Source organism: Orrella sp. JC864, from assembly GCF_037026685.1.
In the GTDB taxonomy this organism is placed as follows: Bacteria; Pseudomonadota; Gammaproteobacteria; order Burkholderiales; family Burkholderiaceae_B; genus Orrella.
Genome location: NZ_JBANET010000015.1, coordinates 55,762 through 73,701, shown reverse-complemented (window position 1 = coordinate 73,701; position 17,940 = coordinate 55,762). Strand labels below are relative to the sequence as shown.

General features: G+C 68.2%; 16 protein-coding genes and 1 pseudogene. 14 read left to right on the top strand and 3 right to left on the bottom strand.

Going from position 1 to position 17,940, the window contains the following annotated elements; translation table 11 throughout:
* The first annotated feature begins 237 nt into the window (after positions 1–237).
* The 5 genes and pseudogenes from V8Z80_RS14480 to V8Z80_RS14460 all read left to right on the top strand — a co-directional run bounded on the left by V8Z80_RS14480 (position 238) and on the right by V8Z80_RS14460 (position 4,411).
* A complete protein-coding gene (locus V8Z80_RS14480; protein WP_336062474.1) occupies positions 238–2,628 on the top strand; it encodes an autotransporter outer membrane beta-barrel domain-containing protein in 2,391 nt (796 codons plus the stop codon).
* Positions 2,629–2,648: 20 nt separating this feature from the next.
* Positions 2,649–3,494: an alpha/beta hydrolase gene (locus V8Z80_RS14475; RefSeq protein ID WP_336062472.1), complete on the top strand. Its 846-nt coding sequence runs from the start codon at positions 2,649–2,651 to the stop codon at positions 3,492–3,494.
* 11 nt (positions 3,495–3,505) lie between these two features.
* Positions 3,506–3,785 (top strand): annotated as a pseudogene (locus V8Z80_RS14470) (DDE-type integrase/transposase/recombinase); the annotation flags it as partial.
* A gap of 59 nt (positions 3,786–3,844) precedes the next feature.
* Entirely contained in the window at positions 3,845–4,120 is a 276-nt protein-coding gene (locus V8Z80_RS14465; protein ID WP_336062514.1) for a hypothetical protein, read from the top strand.
* A gap of 39 nt (positions 4,121–4,159) precedes the next feature.
* Complete coding sequence (locus V8Z80_RS14460; RefSeq protein WP_336062470.1) at positions 4,160–4,411, top strand: hypothetical protein; 252 nt, start codon at positions 4,160–4,162, stop codon at positions 4,409–4,411.
* A 99-nt stretch (positions 4,412–4,510) separates the two neighbouring features.
* Here the strand turns inward: V8Z80_RS14460 and V8Z80_RS14455 are convergent, their stop codons facing one another.
* The 3 genes from V8Z80_RS14455 to ompA form a co-directional block, all read right to left on the bottom strand.
* Entirely contained in the window at positions 4,511–5,200 is a 690-nt protein-coding gene (locus V8Z80_RS14455) for an HAD-IA family hydrolase (RefSeq protein ID WP_155196774.1), read from the bottom strand.
* A gap of 236 nt (positions 5,201–5,436) precedes the next feature.
* Positions 5,437–6,162, bottom strand: a complete 726-nt coding sequence (gene ubiG, locus V8Z80_RS14450) for a bifunctional 2-polyprenyl-6-hydroxyphenol methylase/3-demethylubiquinol 3-O-methyltransferase UbiG (protein ID WP_336062468.1) — start codon at positions 6,160–6,162, stop codon at positions 5,437–5,439.
* 100 nt (positions 6,163–6,262) lie between these two features.
* Complete coding sequence (ompA, locus tag V8Z80_RS14445; protein WP_155196776.1) at positions 6,263–6,871, bottom strand: outer membrane protein OmpA; 609 nt, start codon at positions 6,869–6,871, stop codon at positions 6,263–6,265.
* 501 nt (positions 6,872–7,372) lie between these two features.
* On the opposite strand from ompA, the gene gyrA reads away from it, so the two are divergent.
* The 9 genes from gyrA to V8Z80_RS14400 all read left to right on the top strand — a co-directional run bounded on the left by gyrA (position 7,373) and on the right by V8Z80_RS14400 (position 17,937).
* The gene (gene gyrA / locus V8Z80_RS14440) at positions 7,373–10,075 is read left to right on the top strand and encodes a DNA gyrase subunit A (protein WP_155196777.1); all 2,703 of its coding nucleotides are present in this window, start codon (positions 7,373–7,375) and stop codon (positions 10,073–10,075) included.
* Between the two features lie 3 nt (positions 10,076–10,078).
* Positions 10,079–11,209: a 3-phosphoserine/phosphohydroxythreonine transaminase gene (gene serC, locus V8Z80_RS14435; RefSeq protein WP_155196778.1), complete on the top strand. Its 1,131-nt coding sequence runs from the start codon at positions 10,079–10,081 to the stop codon at positions 11,207–11,209.
* Positions 11,202–12,290: a prephenate dehydratase gene (gene pheA / locus V8Z80_RS14430; protein WP_155196779.1), complete on the top strand. Its 1,089-nt coding sequence runs from the start codon at positions 11,202–11,204 to the stop codon at positions 12,288–12,290. Before serC ends, pheA begins: the two co-directional genes overlap by 8 nt.
* 4 nt (positions 12,291–12,294) lie before the next feature.
* Positions 12,295–13,209, top strand: coding sequence for a prephenate dehydrogenase/arogenate dehydrogenase family protein (locus V8Z80_RS14425; RefSeq protein WP_155196780.1), 915 nt, complete (start codon positions 12,295–12,297; stop codon positions 13,207–13,209).
* On the top strand, positions 13,209–14,567 hold the full coding sequence (gene aroA, locus V8Z80_RS14420) for a 3-phosphoshikimate 1-carboxyvinyltransferase (RefSeq protein WP_155196781.1): 1,359 nt from the start codon (positions 13,209–13,211) through the stop codon (positions 14,565–14,567). Before V8Z80_RS14425 ends, aroA begins: the two co-directional genes overlap by 1 nt.
* Entirely contained in the window at positions 14,564–15,247 is a 684-nt protein-coding gene (gene cmk / locus V8Z80_RS14415) for a (d)CMP kinase (protein WP_155196782.1), read from the top strand. The genes aroA and cmk overlap by 4 nt, the downstream gene beginning before the upstream one ends.
* 115 nt (positions 15,248–15,362) lie before the next feature.
* Positions 15,363–17,069, top strand: a complete 1,707-nt coding sequence (gene rpsA, locus V8Z80_RS14410; protein ID WP_155196783.1) for a 30S ribosomal protein S1 — start codon at positions 15,363–15,365, stop codon at positions 17,067–17,069.
* A 4-nt stretch (positions 17,070–17,073) separates the two neighbouring features.
* Positions 17,074–17,439: an integration host factor subunit beta gene (locus V8Z80_RS14405; protein WP_336062464.1), complete on the top strand. Its 366-nt coding sequence runs from the start codon at positions 17,074–17,076 to the stop codon at positions 17,437–17,439.
* 177 nt (positions 17,440–17,616) lie between these two features.
* Positions 17,617–17,937, top strand: coding sequence for a LapA family protein (locus V8Z80_RS14400; RefSeq protein ID WP_155196784.1), 321 nt, complete (start codon positions 17,617–17,619; stop codon positions 17,935–17,937).
* Positions 17,938–17,940 lie beyond the last annotated feature (3 nt).

Genomic DNA, 17,940 nt, shown 5'->3' with positions numbered 1-17,940 from the left:
CCTGGCCGCTGCCGACCGTGCGCGGGTGGCGCGCGCCCGTTGCGCGGCGCGATGTGCGGGAGCTTCTGCCTGCTGGGCCGATCCGCTCAGATTTGCTCAGTTTCAAAAGGACAAGAATCGGCATACTGATGACAATTGTTTACTTATTGTCACTTAAGTTGTCCTTGGGGTGCGTGCGCCACATGCCTTGGAAGGCAGCCGCGGCGGCGCGCCGGGAATGCGTCAGAGGAGAAGTCCATGGTCGAGGCTCGCCGCCTTTGCAAGCAGAATCGTACGTGTCCTTCCCGCCCCGCGCCGCGGCGGCGCGCCGGGCCGCCCCACGTCGCCGTGCTGGCCGCGGCGGTCGCCGCCGCCTTGCATGCGTTGGCCGCCGCGCCGGCCCACGCCGCGCCGGCATGCTCCGGGCCGTCCGTGAGCATCGGCTTTGCGCAGAGCGAGGGGTGCGTGCTCGCGGAAGACGGCCAGGCATTGACCGTCACCGAAGGCGGATCGATCCTCGCCACCAGTAGTAGAGCCGTCTGGATCACCGGCGCCGGGGTCAGCGTCCTCAACCACGGGAAGCTGGACATGGTATCGGACATGCTCTCCTACTTCACTTTCGACAACTATGGCCTGGACGCTTCGCTGACCAATACCGGCACGATCGAGGGTTCGATTGCCGTTTACAATGGCTTCGACGCCACCATGACCCAGCTGGTCAACAGCGGCCTCATCCAAGCCAGCGGCACGGCCGTCTCGAACCGCGGCACGATAGGCGAGATCGTCAATACAGGCATCATCCGCGCGGGCGGCCCGACCATGTCCGCCATCCACAACTTCGGCACCATCACGCGAGGCATTACGAACTTCGGCCTCATCGAGGGCCGCGTCATCCTCGGTTCCGCCACGCTTTACATCGAGGGCGAGAAGGCGCGCCTGATCGGCCCGGTGACGGGCGGCATGGACAGCGCGGTCGTGATCAACGGCAGGTTCGCCACGGAGGGCGATTTCTCCGTCGATTATTTCTCCGTGGCCGACGGCGCCCACATGACTGTCCGCAACCACGGATTCAAGATGGGCGAGGGAGCCTTCCAGAACCGTGGAACCGTCGCCATCGGCGCCGGCGACACGGCGACGATCATGGGAGACTACATCCAGTCCGCTGGCGCCACGCTGGCCATCGCCACCTCAGGCGCTACCCAGCACGGCAAGCTCGTCGTCGAGGGACACGCCAGCTTCGAAGACGGCACCAAGCTGCTCGTTTCCGTCAACGAGGGCAACACGCTGGCCAACGGTGCCGTCATGAAGTCCGTGATCACCGCCGGCAGCCTGGAGGCGGGCAGCGAAACCTTCATCGTCGGCGACGACAGCGAACTGTTCAATTTCGAGGCGACCGTCACCGGCAAGAACACCGTCGATCTGCGCACCGTGCTGGACGGCAGGCCGGGCGAGGGCGACGGTGACGGATCCGGAGGCTCTCCCGGCGGCGGCAAGGAGCCCGCCGGCGGCGCAGTCTCCAGCCGCGTGATCGCCCAGGGCTTCGGCCAGGGCCTGGGCGGGGCGCGCGTGCTCGACGGCTTCGTGGCCGGCTCCGGCAACACCGGCGACATGGCCGAGGTCGTCACCGCCTTGGGCCGGTTGGGCAGCCAGCGCGAAGTGGCCGACGCCGTGGCGCAGACGCTGCCGCTGATGAGCGCCAGCCTGAACCAGGTCACGCTGGGCAGCATGCACGCCGTGAGCCGCGTGATCCAGGCCCGCCAGAACGGCGTGGCCGGCTTCTCGGGGATGTCCTCGGGCGAGGGCTTCCTGGCCGACAGGCATCTGTGGTTCAAGCCGCTGGCCTCGTATGCCGAGCAGGACGACCGGGGCGGCATCGCCGGATACCGCGCCAGCACCTACGGCTTCGTATTCGGCGGCGATGCCGAGGTGGGCCGGGCCAGCCGCCTGGGCGTGGCGTTCTCCTATGCCCGCAGCGACGTGAGCGGGCGCTCCACCGCCAGCGCCAGCAAGGCCGACGTCGATGCCTATCAGCTGATGGCCTACGGCAGCCACGATATCGCCGCGTGGCCGCAGGTGGAAGTCAACTGGCAGGCCGATGTCGGCATCAACCGCAACGACGGCCAGCGCACGATCCGCTTCGGCGGGCTGGACCGCAGGGCCGAGTCGGATTTCGACAGTACGACGGTCCACCTGGGCGCGGGCATCGGCCGTGGCTTCCAACTCGGCGACAGGACGCGCTTCACGCCGTCGCTGCGCACGGACTACTACCGCATCCGCAACGAGTCCTACACCGAGAAGGGCGCCGGGGACCTGAATCTGAAGGTGCGGTCGCAGACCAGCGAGCAATGGTTCGCGATGCTGGAGGGGCGGCTGCAGCACCAGCTCGGCGATCGCGCGGCGATCGGGGCCAACGTGGGCGTAGCCTACGAGATGCTGGGCGAGGACAACGGCATCACGGCCAGCTACGTGGGCGGCGGGGCGGCGTTCCGCACGCCGGGCATGCAGCCGGGCCGGTGGCTGGGCCGCGCCGGACTGGGCCTGGCCCTGCGCGCGACCGAGCGCACCGAGGTCACGGCGCGCTACGACGTGGAAGGCCGCAGCGGCTTCGTCGCGCAGACCGCCTCGGTCCACGTGCGCTGGGCGTTCTGAAACCTGCGCCGCAGGCGGCGATGTCCCTGGCGCGGTTCTTCCTGCCCGTTGTCCTGCTGGCCGCGCTGCTCGCAGGCTGCGTGGTCCCGTCCGCGCAGGAGCGGCGGGCCGCGGCGGCCGGTGTCGCCCATCAGGCGGGCTGGCAGCGTCTGGACTTGGACGCCGGCGCCTTCGTGCTGGCCGCCTTCGTGCCGCCCGGCCTGTCGCGGGCCGATGTGCTGACGGTATATATCGAGGGAGACGGGGCCGCCTGGGTGGACGCTGGCACGCCTGCGTTCGACCCTACGCCGCGGGACCCGCTGGCGCTGCGGCTGGCCATACGCGATCCGCGCGGCAAGGCCGTCTACCTGGCCCGGCCGTGCCAGTACGTGGAAGGACAGGCCCGGCGCGGCTGTTCCGCCGGCTACTGGACGGCACGGCGCTTCGCGCCCGAAGTCGTCGCCGCCAGCGACCGGGCCATCGCGCAGTTGCAGGCTCGCTACGGCGCCAGTTCCGTCGAACTGGTGGGCTATTCCGGCGGTGGCGCAGTGGCCGCGCTCGTCGCGGCGCGCCGGTCCGACGTCGCCCGCTTGCTGACCGTGGCCGGCAACCTGCATACGTCGGCCTGGACGGCCGGCCAGCGCCTGAAGCCTCTGGTCGGTTCGCTCAATCCGGCCGACGCCTGGCAGGCCTTGGCGGCGATTGCCCAGCGGCACTACGCCGGCGGCGAGGATGCGGTCATGCCGCCGCGAGTCGCGCGCGCATACGCCGGCCGCTTCCCCGCGCAGCAGCGGCCGCAGGTCGTGGTCGTTCCCGGCTTCGACCATCGCTGCTGCTGGGTGCACGCGTGGCCGCGCCTGGTGGGCGGCCCGGCTGCTGCTGATTGACTAGCGTGGATGGTGCCGGCTGGGACTTCGTGTCGTGGCCATCGATGACCACGCCCGCGTGGCCTTTACCGACATTCATCCCGACGAGCGTTTCCCCAGTGCAGTCCAGTTCCTGAAGGACGCCGTGGCCTACTCCAAGCGCCCGGGCGTGGCAATCCGGCGCCTGCTCACCGATAACGGCCGGCCTCCCGCAGCCGCGCCTTCGCCGTCTTATGCCGTGATCTTGGCATCAAACACCGCTTCACCCGGCCCTACCTGCCACAGACCAGTGGCAAGGCCGAGCGCTTCATCCCGTCTTTTTCATCCCGGAGCTGTTATACGATGACCGTTCCAATCACGGAGGCACGGCGATGGACCAGCAGAACGGGGCAGGTGCGCAATACGAACGACAGCAAGTCCGTCATGGCGGCTACGTGATCGAGGCCTGGGCCCGCCAGGACGAACGCGGCCAGGGCTTTCACGGGCTGGCGCGGTTCTGGCAGGAAGGGAGCGGACATCCGGCGCAGACCTTGGGCGAGGGCGCGCAGCAAGTCCTGGCCGATGCCGGCCAGGCCGTCTCGCGGGCCATCCAGGAAGCCAAGGCCAGGATCGACAGCCAGTCCCGGCAAACCCCCATGCCGGATTAGCGCCGGCATGCGCGCCGCGCGCATGCCCAAGGAGACCGCATGAGCAAGGACGAGGAGTTCGAATACCGGGGCCGCCGCGTGCGGGTGCAGGTGCGCGAGATTTCGGGCGAGATCGACTCGGGCGTGTACGTGAGCACCGCGGCCTTTCTGCCGCCCGGCCAGCCTGGCGGCGGCGATGGCTGGCAGTACCTGGAGAAGAACCACCAGAGCATCCATCTGTCGGCCGACGCCGCGCTCAAGGCCGCCATCGCGCGCGCCCGCAAGGCGCTGGAGCGCCTTGCCGGTCCGTAGCGGCGTAGCCAGCAAAATGCCTGCCGTACGCCCACGCGCGACCTCACACACGCGCAGCCTCACGTACGCCCATGCCTGGGCCGGCCGCGCCGCTTGCCGCTAGGAGGCCTGTGGCCGGTTCTCGATCAGCCGCATGATCGCAGGCCACAGTTCGCCGGGCGAGGCGGCCTGGGCCTCGGCCTGCCATTCGGAGACGGCCAGCGCATCGCCGCAATAGCCGTAGGCGGCCGCCACGGCGGGCATGCCGGCGGCATGGCTGGCCTGGATGTCCCGCAAGTCGTCGCCGACGTAGATGCATTGGAAGGGCGCATAGCCGGCCTGGCGCGCGGCATGCAGCAAGGGCTCGGGATGAGGCTTGGCGTGCGCCGTGGTGTCGCCGCAAACCGTGGCGGCGCTGCGCTCGGTCAGGCCCAGATGATCGATCAGGGGCAGGGCCAGCCGGCTGATCTTGTTGGTGACGATGCCCCATTCGAGCGCATGGTCTTCGATCTGGTTCAGCAGCTCGGCGATGCCGGGAAACAGCCGCGAGTGCTCGGTCATCGCCAGCTCGTAGTCGTACAGGAATTGCTGGCGCGTGGTTTCGTAGTCGGGATGGTCCGGCTGCATGTCCAGCGCCACGCGCAGCAGGCCGCGCGCGCCTTGCGAGGCGACCGGCCGCAACTGCGCCAGCGGCAGCGGCGCCAGGCCGCGGCGCAGGCGCTGCTGGTTGGCAGCGGCCGCCAGGTCCGGCGCCGTATCGGCCAGCGTGCCGTCGAAATCAAACAGGATCAGGGTGTTTTCCTTTTTCATCGCCGGGCCGTCCCAAGGTGAAAAAGCGGCCCCCTCGGGGGGCAGCAAGCCGCAGGCGCAGCGTGGGGGCTATTTTTCATCGCCGGGCCGTCCCAAGGTGAAAAAGCGGCCCCCTCGGGGGGCAGCAAGCCGCAGGCGCAGCGTGGGGGCTATTTTTCATCGCCGGGCCGTCCCAAGGTGAAAAAGCGGCCCCCTCGGGGGGCAGCAAGCCGCAGGCGCAGCGTGGGGGCTATTTTTCATCGCCGGGCCGCCATCAGGTAGTTCACCGAGGTGTCGCCGGACAGCTTGTAGCGCTGGCTGAGCGGGTTGTATTCCAGGCCGCGCAGCGCCACCGGTTCCAGGCCGGCCTGGCGCGCGCTGTGGGCCAGCTCGCTGGGCTTGATGAAGTTCTCGTAGCTATGGGTGCCGCGCGGCAGCAGCCGCAGCACGTATTCGGCGCCCACGATGGCGAACAGGAAGGACTTGGGATTGCGGTTCAGGGTGGAGAAGAACACCCAGCCGCCCGGCTTGGCCAAGGCCGCGCATGCGGCCACCACGGAAGCGGGGTTGGGCACGTGCTCGAGCATTTCCATGCAGGTGACCACGTCAAAGCGCCCGGGGTGCTGTGCGGCCATGTCCTCGGCGCTGATGGCCTGGTAGTCGACCTTCACGCCGGATTCCAGCCCGTGCAGGCGGGCCACCTGCAGCGATTTGTGGGCCAGGTCGATGCCCGTGACCTGCGCGCCGGCCACTGCCATGCTTTCGGCCAGGATGCCGCCGCCGCAGCCCACGTCCAGGACCTGCTTGCCGGCAAGGTCGCCGGCCATCTCGCGGATCCATCCCAGCCGCAGCGGGTTGATGGCGTGCAACGGCTTGAACTCGCTGGTGGGATCCCACCAGCGCGAGGCCAGGGCGCTGAATTTCTCCAGCTCGGCCGGGTCGACGTTGTGGCCCGTGTCGGATGCCTGCGCGGATGCTGTCATGGTGGCCCTTCCTTGGCGTGATAAAAAAAAGGCCTCGCTGGGCGAGGCCTTTGATTGTAGCCGGTCCGTTTGGCGGGCCGGCTACGCGTGCTGCACGAGATCAGCGGCGGGTGCCGACGATTTCGATTTCCACGCGACGGTTCTGGGCACGGCCTTCGCGGGTACGGTTGTCGGCGATGGGCTCGAGTTCGCCCTTGCCTTCCGTGTAGATGCGGTTCGGGTCGATGCCGCGCGAAACCAGGTAGTTTTTGACCGAAGCGGCACGGCGCTCGGACAGGCCCTGGTTGTAAGCCTCGGGACCGGTCCAGTCGGTGTGGCCGACGGCGATGATGGTTTCGAGGTTGATGCCGTTGACTTGCTGCACGACTTGATCCAGCAGTTGGCGGCCTTCGGGCTTGAGCGTGTCGCGGTCAAAGTCGAAGAAGGTATCGGCGTTGAACACGACCTTGCTGGCCGTCGGGGTGGGCGCCGGCGCCGGAGCGGGGGCGGGGGCCTGGGCGACAGGCACGCCGTCGCAGCCGGGGATGCCGGTGGCGGGGGTCCAGAAAGCATTGCGCCAGCAGAGTTCGTTGGTGCCGTTCTTCCAGACATCACCGAAAGCGCTGCGCCAGTTGTCGACCACTTCAGGATAGGACTGGGCCGAGACTGCACCCGACGCCGTCACGGCGGCAAAGGCAAGCGCCAGAGCGAATTTGGAGGGCTTGTTCATGTTTCTCCTCGTTGAGCTTGAAGCTGGATAAGTGACTCGCAGCGAACCCCCGCCGCATATGCCAGGAAACGGGGCCAGTATAGCAACGCCTGGAAGGTGTTCATAGGACAGCCGCCTGGGTTTCCTGCGTGCTGGAAACAATCTTAAGGCATTTGCTGAAGTTTGGACCCCCTCAAGAGGCGCGCAGGCATTGGATGTCTGTATTTACATCGATCGGTGGAGTTCCTTGTTGGTTTTTGACAACAGGGGCCAAGCGTACCTTTTGTCATGTTTTTTCCTGCTTTGAAAAGCGCGCGCTTGAACGGTTTTTTCGGATATCGCGCCGATATCGCGCGCGCGATCCCATCACGCGCGCCCGCGCCCGCGCGCACGCCGCGCGGCAGGGCAAGCGTGCGCGGCCGGCCGCGCACGCCCCGGGGACGCTCCAAGGGGCGGTGATAGAATCTGCCGTTTACCCGGCAACGGGTCCGCCCTCTATATATATAGAAAGACGCTTGCCCTATGGATTCCTTCGCCAAGGAAACGCTTCCAATTTCGTTGGAAGAAGAAATGCGCCGCAGCTACCTCGATTACGCCATGAGCGTGATCGTGGGCCGTGCCCTGCCGGACGTGCGCGACGGCTTGAAGCCCGTGCACCGGCGCGTGCTGTATGCGATGCACGAACTGAACAACGACTGGAACCGGGCATACAAGAAATCGGCGCGTATCGTCGGTGACGTCATCGGTAAATACCATCCCCACGGCGACCAATCCGTCTACGACACCATCGTGCGCATGGCGCAGGACTTCTCGCTGCGCTACATGCTGGTCGATGGGCAGGGCAACTTCGGCTCGATCGACGGCGACAACGCCGCGGCCATGCGTTATACCGAAATCCGCCTGGCCAAGATCGCCCACGAACTGCTGGCCGACATCGACCAGGAGACGGTCGACTTCGGGCCGAACTACGACGGCAGCGAAAGCGAGCCGCTGCTGTTGCCCTCGCGGCTGCCCAACCTGCTGGTCAACGGCAGTTCGGGCATCGCGGTGGGCATGGCCACCAACATTCCGCCGCACAACCTGGCCGAAGTGGTGGACGGCTGCCTGTATTGCCTGCGCAATCCCGAATGCTCGGTGGACGAGCTGATCGAGCTGATACCTGCGCCCGATTTCCCCACCGGCGGCATCATCTACGGCATGAGCGGCGTGCGCGAGGGCTATCGCACCGGCCGCGGGCGCCTGGTCATGCGGGCCAAGACCCACTTCGAGGACATGGAGCGCGGCAATCGCCAGGCCATCGTGGTCGACGAGCTGCCCTACCAGGTCAACAAGAAGACGCTGCAAGAGCGCATCGCCGAACTGGTCAACGAAAAGAAGATCGAGGGCATCTCCGACATCCGCGACGAGTCGGACAAGGAAGGCATGCGCCTGGTCATCGAGCTCAAGCGCGGTGAAGTGCCCGAGGTGGTGCTCAACAACCTGTACAAGCACACGCAGCTGCAGGACACCTTCGGCATGAACCTGGTGGCCCTGGTCGACGGCCAGCCGCGCCTGCTCAACCTCAAGCAGATGGTGCAGTATTTCCTGCAGCATCGCCGCGAGGTGGTCACCCGCCGCACCGTGTTCCAGCTGCGCCGCGCGCGCGAGCGCGGCCACGTGCTCGAAGGCCTGGCGGTGGCGCTGGCCAACATCGACGATTTCATCGCCATCATCAAGGCCGCGCCCACCCCGCCGGTGGCGCGCCAGGAACTGATGGCCCGCGACTGGGATTCCTCGCTGGTGCGCGAGATGCTCACGCGCGCCGATGGCGACACCCCGGGCGGGCGCGCGGCCTACCGGCCCGACAGCCTGCCCGAGGGCTACGGCCTGCAAGCCGACGGCAGCTACCGGCTGAGCGACGGCCAGGCGCAGGAAATCCTTAACATGCGCCTGCAGCGCCTGACCGGCCTGGAGCAGGACAAGATCGTGGGCGAGTACAAGGAAGTGATGGCCAACATCGCCGACCTGCTCGACATCCTGTCGCGGCCCGAGCGCATCACCACCATCATCAGCGATGAACTGCAGGCCATCAAGACCGAGTTCACCGCCAATGGCAAGGATGCGCGCCGCTCGCACATCGAGATCAACGCCACCGAGCTCGATACCGAAGACCTGATCACGCCGCTGGACATGGTGGTGACCCTGTCGGCGGGCGGCTACGTCAAGAGCCAGCCCCTGTCCGAGTACCGCGCCCAGCGCCGCGGCGGCCGCGGCAAGCAGGCCACCGCCATGAAGGAGAACGACTGGGTCGACCAGCTGTTCATCGCCAATACGCACGATTACCTGCTGTGCTTCTCCGACCGGGGCCGGGTCTACTGGCTCAAGGTGTGGGAAGTGCCGCAAGGCACGCGCAATTCGCGCGGCCGGCCCATCGTCAACATGTTCCCGCTGGCCGACGGCGAGAAGATCACCGTGGTGCTGCCGGTCAAGGAATTCAGCGAAGACCACTACGTCTTCATGGCGACTTCGCGCGGCACGGTCAAGAAGACCCCGCTCTCGGATTTCTCCAACCCGCGCAAGGCCGGCATCATCGCCGTGGACCTGGACGAGGGCGACTACCTGATCGGCGCGGACCTGACCGACGGCAAGCACGACGTGATGCTGTTCTCCGACTCGGGCAAGGCGGTGCGCTTTGACGAGAACGACGTGCGGCCCATGGGCCGCAACGCGCGCGGCGTGCGCGGCATGATGCTGGAAGAGTCGCAAAGCGTGATCGCGCTGCTGGTGGCCGGCGACGAATCGCAAAGCGTGCTGACCGCCACCGAGAACGGCTATGGCAAGCGCACCCCCATCACCGAATACACGCGCCACGGCCGCGGCACCAAGGGCATGATCGCCATCCAGACCACCGCCCGCAACGGCAAGGTGGTGGGCGCCGTGCTGGTGATGCCTTCGGACGAGATCATGCTCATCACCACCAGCGGCGTGCTGGTGCGCACCCGGGTGGCCGAGATCCGCGAGATGGGTCGCGCCACGCAAGGCGTCACGCTCATCAGCGTGGACGACGGCAGCCGCCTGTCCGGCGTGCGCCGCGTGGTCGAGAGCGACGCGGACGAAACCGACAACGGCCAGGCGATCGCCGGCGACGACCCGTCCGGCGGCGATGCCCCGGATGCCGCCGGACAGGACGCCGAGCCGGCTTCCGACGGCGAGGGCGCCTCGCCGGATGCTCCCCAGGAGTCCTGATCCATGAGCCGCCCCTGGAATTTTTCTGCCGGGCCTTCGGTGCTGCCCGAGCCCGTGCTGCGGCAGGCCGCGCAGGAGATGCTCGATTGGCATGGCTGCGGCATGTCGGTGATGGAGATGAGCCATCGCGGCAAGCAGTTCATCCAGATCTGCGACGAGGCCGAAGCCGACCTGCGCAGCCTGCTGCAGGTGCCCGAAGACTACGCGGTGCTGTTCATGCAGGGCGGGGCCAGCGCCGAGAACGCCATCGTGCCCATGAACCTGATCGGCCGCGGCGGCGCCCATGCCGCCGACTACGTGCTGACGGGACACTGGTCCGCGCGTTCGCACAAGGAGGCCGCCCGTTACGGCGACGTGCAGGTGGCGGCTTCCTCGGGAGCGGCCACGGTGCTCGACGGCCGCGAGCAGGCGCCCTGGACGTGGGTGCCGCCGGCCGGCGACTGGCACGTGCGGCCCGGCTCGGCCTATCTGCACCTGTGCAGCAACGAGACCATCGGCGGCGTCGAATTCATGGACTGGCCGGACCCGGCCAGCCTGGGCGCGCCCGGCGTGCCCCTGGTGGTCGATGCCTCGTCGCATTTCCTGTCCCGCCCCATGGACGTGCGCCGCGTCGGCATGATGTATGCGGGGGCGCAGAAAAACGCCGGCCCGGCCGGCGTGACCGTGGTGGTGGTGCGGCGCGACCTGCTGGGCCATGCGTTGCCCATCTGCCCCTCGGCCTTCGACTACGCCAACGTGGCCGCCGAGCATTCGCGTTTCAACACGCCGCCCACCTACGCCATCTACATCGCGGGCCTGGTGTACAAGTGGCTGCTGGCCCAGGGTGGCCTGGCCGCCATCGAGGCGCAGAACATCGCCAAGGCCGACTTGCTGTACGGCTTGCTGGACCGCTCCTCCTTCTACGCCAACCCCATCCATGCGCCGGTGCGTTCGCGCATGAACGTGCCGTTCGTGCTGGCCGACAAGCGCCTGGACGCCGCCTTTCTGGAAGGCGCCGAGCGCGCCGGGCTCCACCAGCTCAAGGGCCACAAGAGCGTGGGCGGCATGCGCGCCTCGATCTACAACGCCTTGCCGCTGGCCGGCGTGCAGGCCCTGGTCGACTACATGAAGGAGTTCGAGCGCACTCATGGATGAGTCCCTGCTTGCCAAACTGACGCCGCTGCGCGAGCGCATCGACAGGCTGGATGCGCAGATACTCGAACTGCTGGCCGAGCGCGCCCGCACCGCCCAGGAAGTGGGCGAGGTCAAGCACGCGGCCAACGCCGACGGCCCGGTGCTGCGGCCCGAACGCGAGGCCCAGGTGATCCGCCGCCTGCAGGCCGACAAGCGCGGCGAGCCCTTTCCGCCCGAGGCCATCGCGGCGGTCTGGACCGAGATCATCTCGGCCTGCCGGGGGCTCGAACGCGTCCTGACCGTGGCCTACCTGGGTCCGCAGGGCTCGTTTTCCGAGCAGGCCGCCTTCGAGCAGTTCGGCCATGCGGTGCAGGGCCTGCAGTGTCCTTCCTTCGACGAAGTGTTTCGCGTGGTCGAGGCCGGCCAGGCCGACGTGGGCATGGTGCCGGTCGAGAACTCCACAGAGGGCGCGGTCAACCGCACGCTGGACCTGTTGCTGGGCTCGCCGCTGCGCATCCTGGGCGAGCGCTCGATCGAGGTGCGCCATTGCCTGATGACGCAAAGCGGCACCATGGACGGCGTGACGCGCGTGCTGGCGCATCCCCAGGCGCTGGCCCAATGCCAGGGCTGGCTGGGGCGGCTCTATCCCACGCTCGAGCGCGAGGCGGTCTCCAGCAATGCCGAGGCGGCCAAGCTGGCCTCGCAGGATCCCACCGTGGCGGCCATCGCCGGCGATGCCGCGGCGCGCTCCTGGCAACTGGAGATCGTGGCCGCGGGCATCCAGGACGATCCGCACAACCGCACGCGCTTCCTGGCGCTGGGCAAGATCGACACCTTGCCGACCGGGCGCGACAAGACCAGCCTGATCCTGGCGGTCAACAACCGCGCCGGCGCCGTCTACGAGATGCTGGCGCCGCTGGCGGCCAACGGCGTGTCGATGACGCGCTTCGAGTCGCGCCCGGCGCGCACCGGGCACTGGGAATACTTCTTCTACGTGGACGTGCTGGGCCATCGCGACGATCCGCCGGTGGCGCGCGCCTTGTCCGCGCTGGAGTCGCAGGTCGCCTTTTTCAAGGTGCTCGGCTCCTATCCGGCGCAATAACGGCATGGCGCAGGCAAGCCCCACTTCCCCGACGCAAGCCCCGGGCGCCACGCCGGCGATCCCGGTGCTGGCCGTGGTGGGCGTGGGCCTGATCGGCGGCTCGTTCGCCGCGGCGCTGCGCGCCGCGGGCCAGGTCGGCAAGGTGCTGGGAGTGGGCCGCCAGCCGCAGGCGCTGCAGGCCGCCCAGGCGCTGGGCCTGATCGACCAGGCCGTGTCGATAGAGCAGGCCGGCCGCACCGCCGACCTGATCCTGCTGGCCACGCCCGTCTCGGCGCTGGCGCCGGCGCTGCGCGCCTTGCGTCCGGTGATCGGCCCGGGCACGACGATCACCGATGCGGGCAGCACCAAGGAGATCGTGGCGGCCCAGGCTTGCCAGGCGCTGGGCGAACTGGCCGCGCAATTCGTGCCCGGCCATCCGATCGCCGGCTCGCACGCCAGCGGGCCGGCGGCGGCCCAGGCCGGGCTGTACCGCGGCCGCGACGTGATCCTGACGCCGCTGCCGCAGAACCCGGCGGCGCGCATCGAGCAGGTCGCGCGCGCCTGGCAGGCCTGCGGCGCGCGGGTGCGGCAGATGTCCGCGGCCGAGCACGATGCCGTGTTCGCCTCGGTCAGCCACCTGCCGCACTGGCTGGCGGCCGCCTACATGGCGCAGGTGGCGCTGTCGGACGACGCCCAGCGGCGCCTGCAGCTGGCCGGCAGCGGCTTTCGCGATTTCACCCGCATCGCCGCGGGATCGCCCGAGATGTGGCGCGACATCTTCATTTCAAACAAGACCGCCATGCTGCGCGAGCTGGGCGCGCTGCGGCAGGTGATGGACCGCGCCGAGCAGGCCCTGCTCGCCGAGGACGGCCAGGCCCTGCAGCAATGGCTGGCGCTGGCTGCGCAGGCGCGTGCCCAGTGGCGCCCCGAGGACGACTGATGGCTGGCCAACCCTATCTGGACTTGCCCCCGGCGCGCGTGGCGCGCGGCACGGTGGCGCTGCCGGGCTCCAAGAGCATCTCCAACCGCGTGCTGCTGCTGGCGGCGCTGGCGCAGGGCACCACGCGCATCCAGGGGCTGCTGGCCTCTGACGACACGCGCGTCATGCTCGATGGGCTGGCCAAGCTGGGCGTGCCGCTCGAACCGCAGGACGACGGCACGCTGGTGGTGCGCGGCGTGGGCCGCTTCCCCGAGCGCCAGGCCGAGCTGTTCCTGGGCAATGCCGGCACCGCCTTTCGTTCGATGACTGCCGCCCTGGCATTGATGGGCGGGCAGTATCGCCTCTCGGGCGTGCCGCGCATGCACGAGCGGCCCATCGGCGACCTGGTCCAGGCCTTGCGCGACCTGGGCGCGCAAATCGACTACCTGGGCAATCCCGGCTATCCGCCGCTGGCCATCGGCCCGATGGGCCGGCTGGCCGAGCGCGCGGTGCAGGTGCAAGGCAACGTTTCCAGCCAGTTCCTGACGGCACTGCTGATGGCCGCGCCGCTGGCGCTGGCCGGCACGGCGCGCCCGCTGGTGATCGAGGTCGCTGGCGAACTGATCTCCAAGCCCTACATCGAGATCACCCTGAACCTGATGGCCCGCTTCGGCGTCACGGTGCGGCGCGAGGGCTGGCAGCGTTTCGTGGTGCCGGCCGGCAGCGCCTACGTCGCGCCCGGGCTCATCCAGGTCGAGGGCGATGCCTCGTCGGCTTCCTATTTCCTGGCCCTGGGCGCCATCGGCGGCGGGCCGGTGCGCGTGACCGGCGCGGGCGCCGACAGCATCCAGGGCGATATCGCCTTTGCCGATACGCTGCAGGCCATGGGCGCGCGCATCGAACGCGGGCCCGACTGGATCCAGGCCAGCGGCGTGCGCGTGGCCGAGGGCGGCAGGCTCGCGGCCTTCGACGCCGATTTCAACCTGATCCCCGATGCGGCCATGACCGCCGCGGCCCTGGCCCTGTATGCCGACGGCCCTTGCCGGCTGCGCAACATCGGCAGCTGGCGCGTCAAGGAGACCGACCGCATCCACGCCATGCAGACCGAGCTGGCCAAGCTGGGCGCGCAGGTGGAAAGCGGGGCGGACTGGCTGCGCGTCACGCCCCCGGCCCCCGGCGCCTGGCGCGATGCGCACATCGGCACCTGGGACGACCACCGCATGGCCATGTGCTTCTCGCTGGCCGCCTTCGGACCGGCGGCAGTGCGCATCCTCGATCCGGGCTGCGTGGCCAAGACCTTTCCCGATTACTTCGACGTGTATGCGGGCCTGGTCCACGGGCCGGATACCGCGGCGCGCAGCACGCAGGCCAGCCCATGAGCATCACCGACGTTCCCGTCATCGCGATCGACGGCCCCACCGCCTCGGGCAAGGGCACGGTGGCCCACGGGGTGGCGCAGGCCCTGGGCTGGCACGTGCTCGATTCGGGAGCACTGTACCGCCTGACCGCGCTGGCCTCCTTCCTGCAGAAGATCCCCCTGGACGACGAGCCCGCGCTGGCCCAGGCGGCCCGCAACCTGGACGTGCGCTTTGCCGCCGGCGAGATTTTCCTCGAAGGCCAGGAAGTCAGCGCAGCCATCCGCCAGGAAGAGGTCGGCAACCGCGCCTCGCGCGTGGCCGCGCTGCCCGCGGTGCGCCAGGCCCTGCTGGCGCGCCAGCGCGCTTTCCGCCTGGCGCCGGGGCTGGTGGCCGATGGCCGCGACATGGGCACGGTGGTTTTTCCGGACGCCCGCCTGAAGGTCTTTCTGGACGCCGCCGTCCAGGCGCGTGCGCAGCGCCGTTGTAAGCAGTTGATCGAAAAGGGAATTTCTGCTAATTTAGACGATCTTTTACGCGATATGCGTGAGCGGGACGCACGCGATGCCAGCCGTTCGGTGGCGCCGCTGGTCCCGGCCCAAGACGCCACGGTGCTCGATTCCTCGGACTTGAGCGCCGAGCAAACCGTGCAGGCCATCCTGGATCTCTGGGACAAGGTCCTGCGCGACAACCCCCGTCCTTGATCCGCCCGGCCGCGCCGGCCTTGCGTTTCGAGGTTTGTGAAACTCCGCCCGAGCGGCCCTGCGCCGTCTGATCGGGCGTGCTACCGAGCCCCGCGGGGCTCTTGGACGCTATTTAATGTCTACCTCCGTTCAAACCGGCGGCGAAAGCTTTGCCGATCTGTTTGCAGAAAGCATCAAGAACCAGGACATGAAGTCCGGTGAGGTCATCAGCGCCGAAGTGGTGCGGATCGACCACAATTTCGTCGTCGTCAACGCGGGCCTGAAGTCCGAAGCCCTCATTCCCCTGGAAGAGTTCCTGAACGACCAGGGCGAGCTGGAAGTCCAACCCGGCGACTTCGTGTCGGTGGCGATCGACTCGCTCGAGAACGGCTACGGCGACACCATCCTCTCGCGCGATCGCGCCAAGCGCCTGTCGGCCTGGCTCTCGCTCGAGCAATCGCTGGACAACAACGAACTGGTCACCGGCACCATCACCGGCAAGGTCAAGGGCGGCCTGACCGTCATGACCAACGGCATCCGCGCCTTCCTGCCCGGCTCGCTGGTCGACCTGCGTCCGGTCAAGGACACGACCCCGTACGAAGGCAAGACCCTCGAATTCAAGGTCATCAAGCTCGACCGCAAGCGCAACAACGTGGTGCTGTCGCGCCGCGCCGTGCTCGAGGCCAGCATGGGCGAAGAGCGCCAGAAGCTGCTCGAGACCCTGCACGAAGGCGCGGTGGTCAAGGGCGTGGTCAAGAACATCACCGACTACGGCGCGTTCGTCGACCTGGGCGGCATCGATGGCCTGCTGCACATCACCGACATGGCCTGGCGCCGTGTCCGCCACCCCTCCGAAGTCCTGCAGGTGGGCCAGGAAGTCGAAGCCAAGGTGCTCAAGTTCGACCAGGAAAAGAGCCGCGTCTCGCTGGGCGTCAAGCAGCTGGGCGAAGACCCCTGGGTCGGCCTGGCCCGCCGCTATCCGCAAGGCACCCGCCTGTTCGGCAAGGTCACCAACCTGACCGACTACGGCGCCTTCGTCGAGGTCGAGGCCGGCATCGAAGGCCTGGTGCACGTCTCCGAGATGGACTGGACCAACAAGAACGTCGATCCGCGCAAGGTCGTGACCCTGGGCGAGGAAGTCGAGGTCATGGTCCTGGAAATCGACGAGGATCGCCGCCGCATCTCGCTGGGCATGAAGCAGTGCCGCCAGAATCCCTGGGAAGAGTTCTCCACCAACTTCAAGCGTGGCGACAAGGTGCGCGGCGCCATCAAGTCGATCACCGACTTCGGCGTGTTCGTCGGCCTGCAAGGCGGCATCGACGGCCTGGTGCACCTGTCGGACCTGTCCTGGTCCGAATCGGGCGAAGAGGCCGTGCGCAACTTCAAGAAGGGCGACGAAGTCGAGGCCGTGGTGCTGGGCATCGACGTCGAGAAGGAACGCATCTCGCTGGGCATCAAGCAGCTCGAGGGCGATCCCTTCAACAACTTCGTGGCCACCTACGAGAAGGGCGCCGTGGTGCCTGGCGTGGTCAAGTCGGTCGAGCCCAAGGGCGCGGTCGTGACCCTGTCGGTCGATGTCGAGGGCTACCTGCGTGCCTCCGAGATCTCGGCCGGCCGTGTCGAAGACGCCAGCACCGTGCTCAGCGCGGGCGAGAACATCGAGGCGATGATCATCAACGTCGATCGCAAGACGCGTTCGATCCAGCTCTCGATCAAGGCTCGCGACAACGCCGAGACCGCCGAAACCATCCAGCGCATGTCCGATGCCAGCGCTTCTTCCGGTACGACCAACCTGGGCGCGCTGCTGAAGGCCAAGCTGGACCAGCAGCGCAACGACGGTTAAGGCGGTGACCAAGTCGGAACTGATCGCCGCGTTGGCAGCCCGCTATCCGCAGCTGGCCGCCCGCGACACCGACTACGCGGTCAAGACCGTGCTCGATGCCATGACCCAGGCCCTGGCCGCGGGCCAGCGCATCGAGATCCGCGGTTTTGGCAGCTTCTCCCTGTCGCAGCGCTCGCCGCGCATCGGACGCAATCCGAAGTCCGGCGAGCGGGTGCTGGTGCCTGGCAAGCAGGTGCCGCATTTCAAGGCCGGCAAGGAGTTGCGCGAGAAGGTGGATCTGGGCGGCGGCGGGCCGGGCGGTTCGCCGGCCCCGGCTTCGGCCTATGCCGAAGACCCGGCCGATGCCATCGACGGACGCCTGTCGGCCTGAGCGCGGGCGGCTGCGGCCGCCCGTCCGGTTCCAGGCTCTTGCATCGAGCTGTTCTGTTCCCCCAAGCCGTTCCTGCCGGAACGGCTTTTTTTCGCCGTTTGCCGCTGCGCAGCAAAAAGGCGGCCCATGCGTCCCCCCGCATTACAATCACCCTCTCGACGTATCGGAGCGTTCATCATGCGCTATTTCATCTGGGCCCTGCGCCTGCTGGTTTTCATAGCCGTACTGCTGTTCGCCTTAAAAAACACCCATGTGGTCGCGGTCAACTTCTACGGCGACTATGCCTTGCAGGACGTGCCCCTGATCGTGGTCATGCTCGGCGTGTTCGTGCTGGGAGCGCTCTTTGGCCTGCTGCTGACCGTGCCGGCCGCGCTGCGCCGGCGCCGCGAAGCCGCGCGGCTGCGCCGCGAGGTCGAGCGCCTGCAGGCCGCCGCCCTGCCGCCGGGCCAGCAGGCGCCGGTGGCGCCCGAGGCCGTGGCCCCGATGTCGCCGCTCTGATCG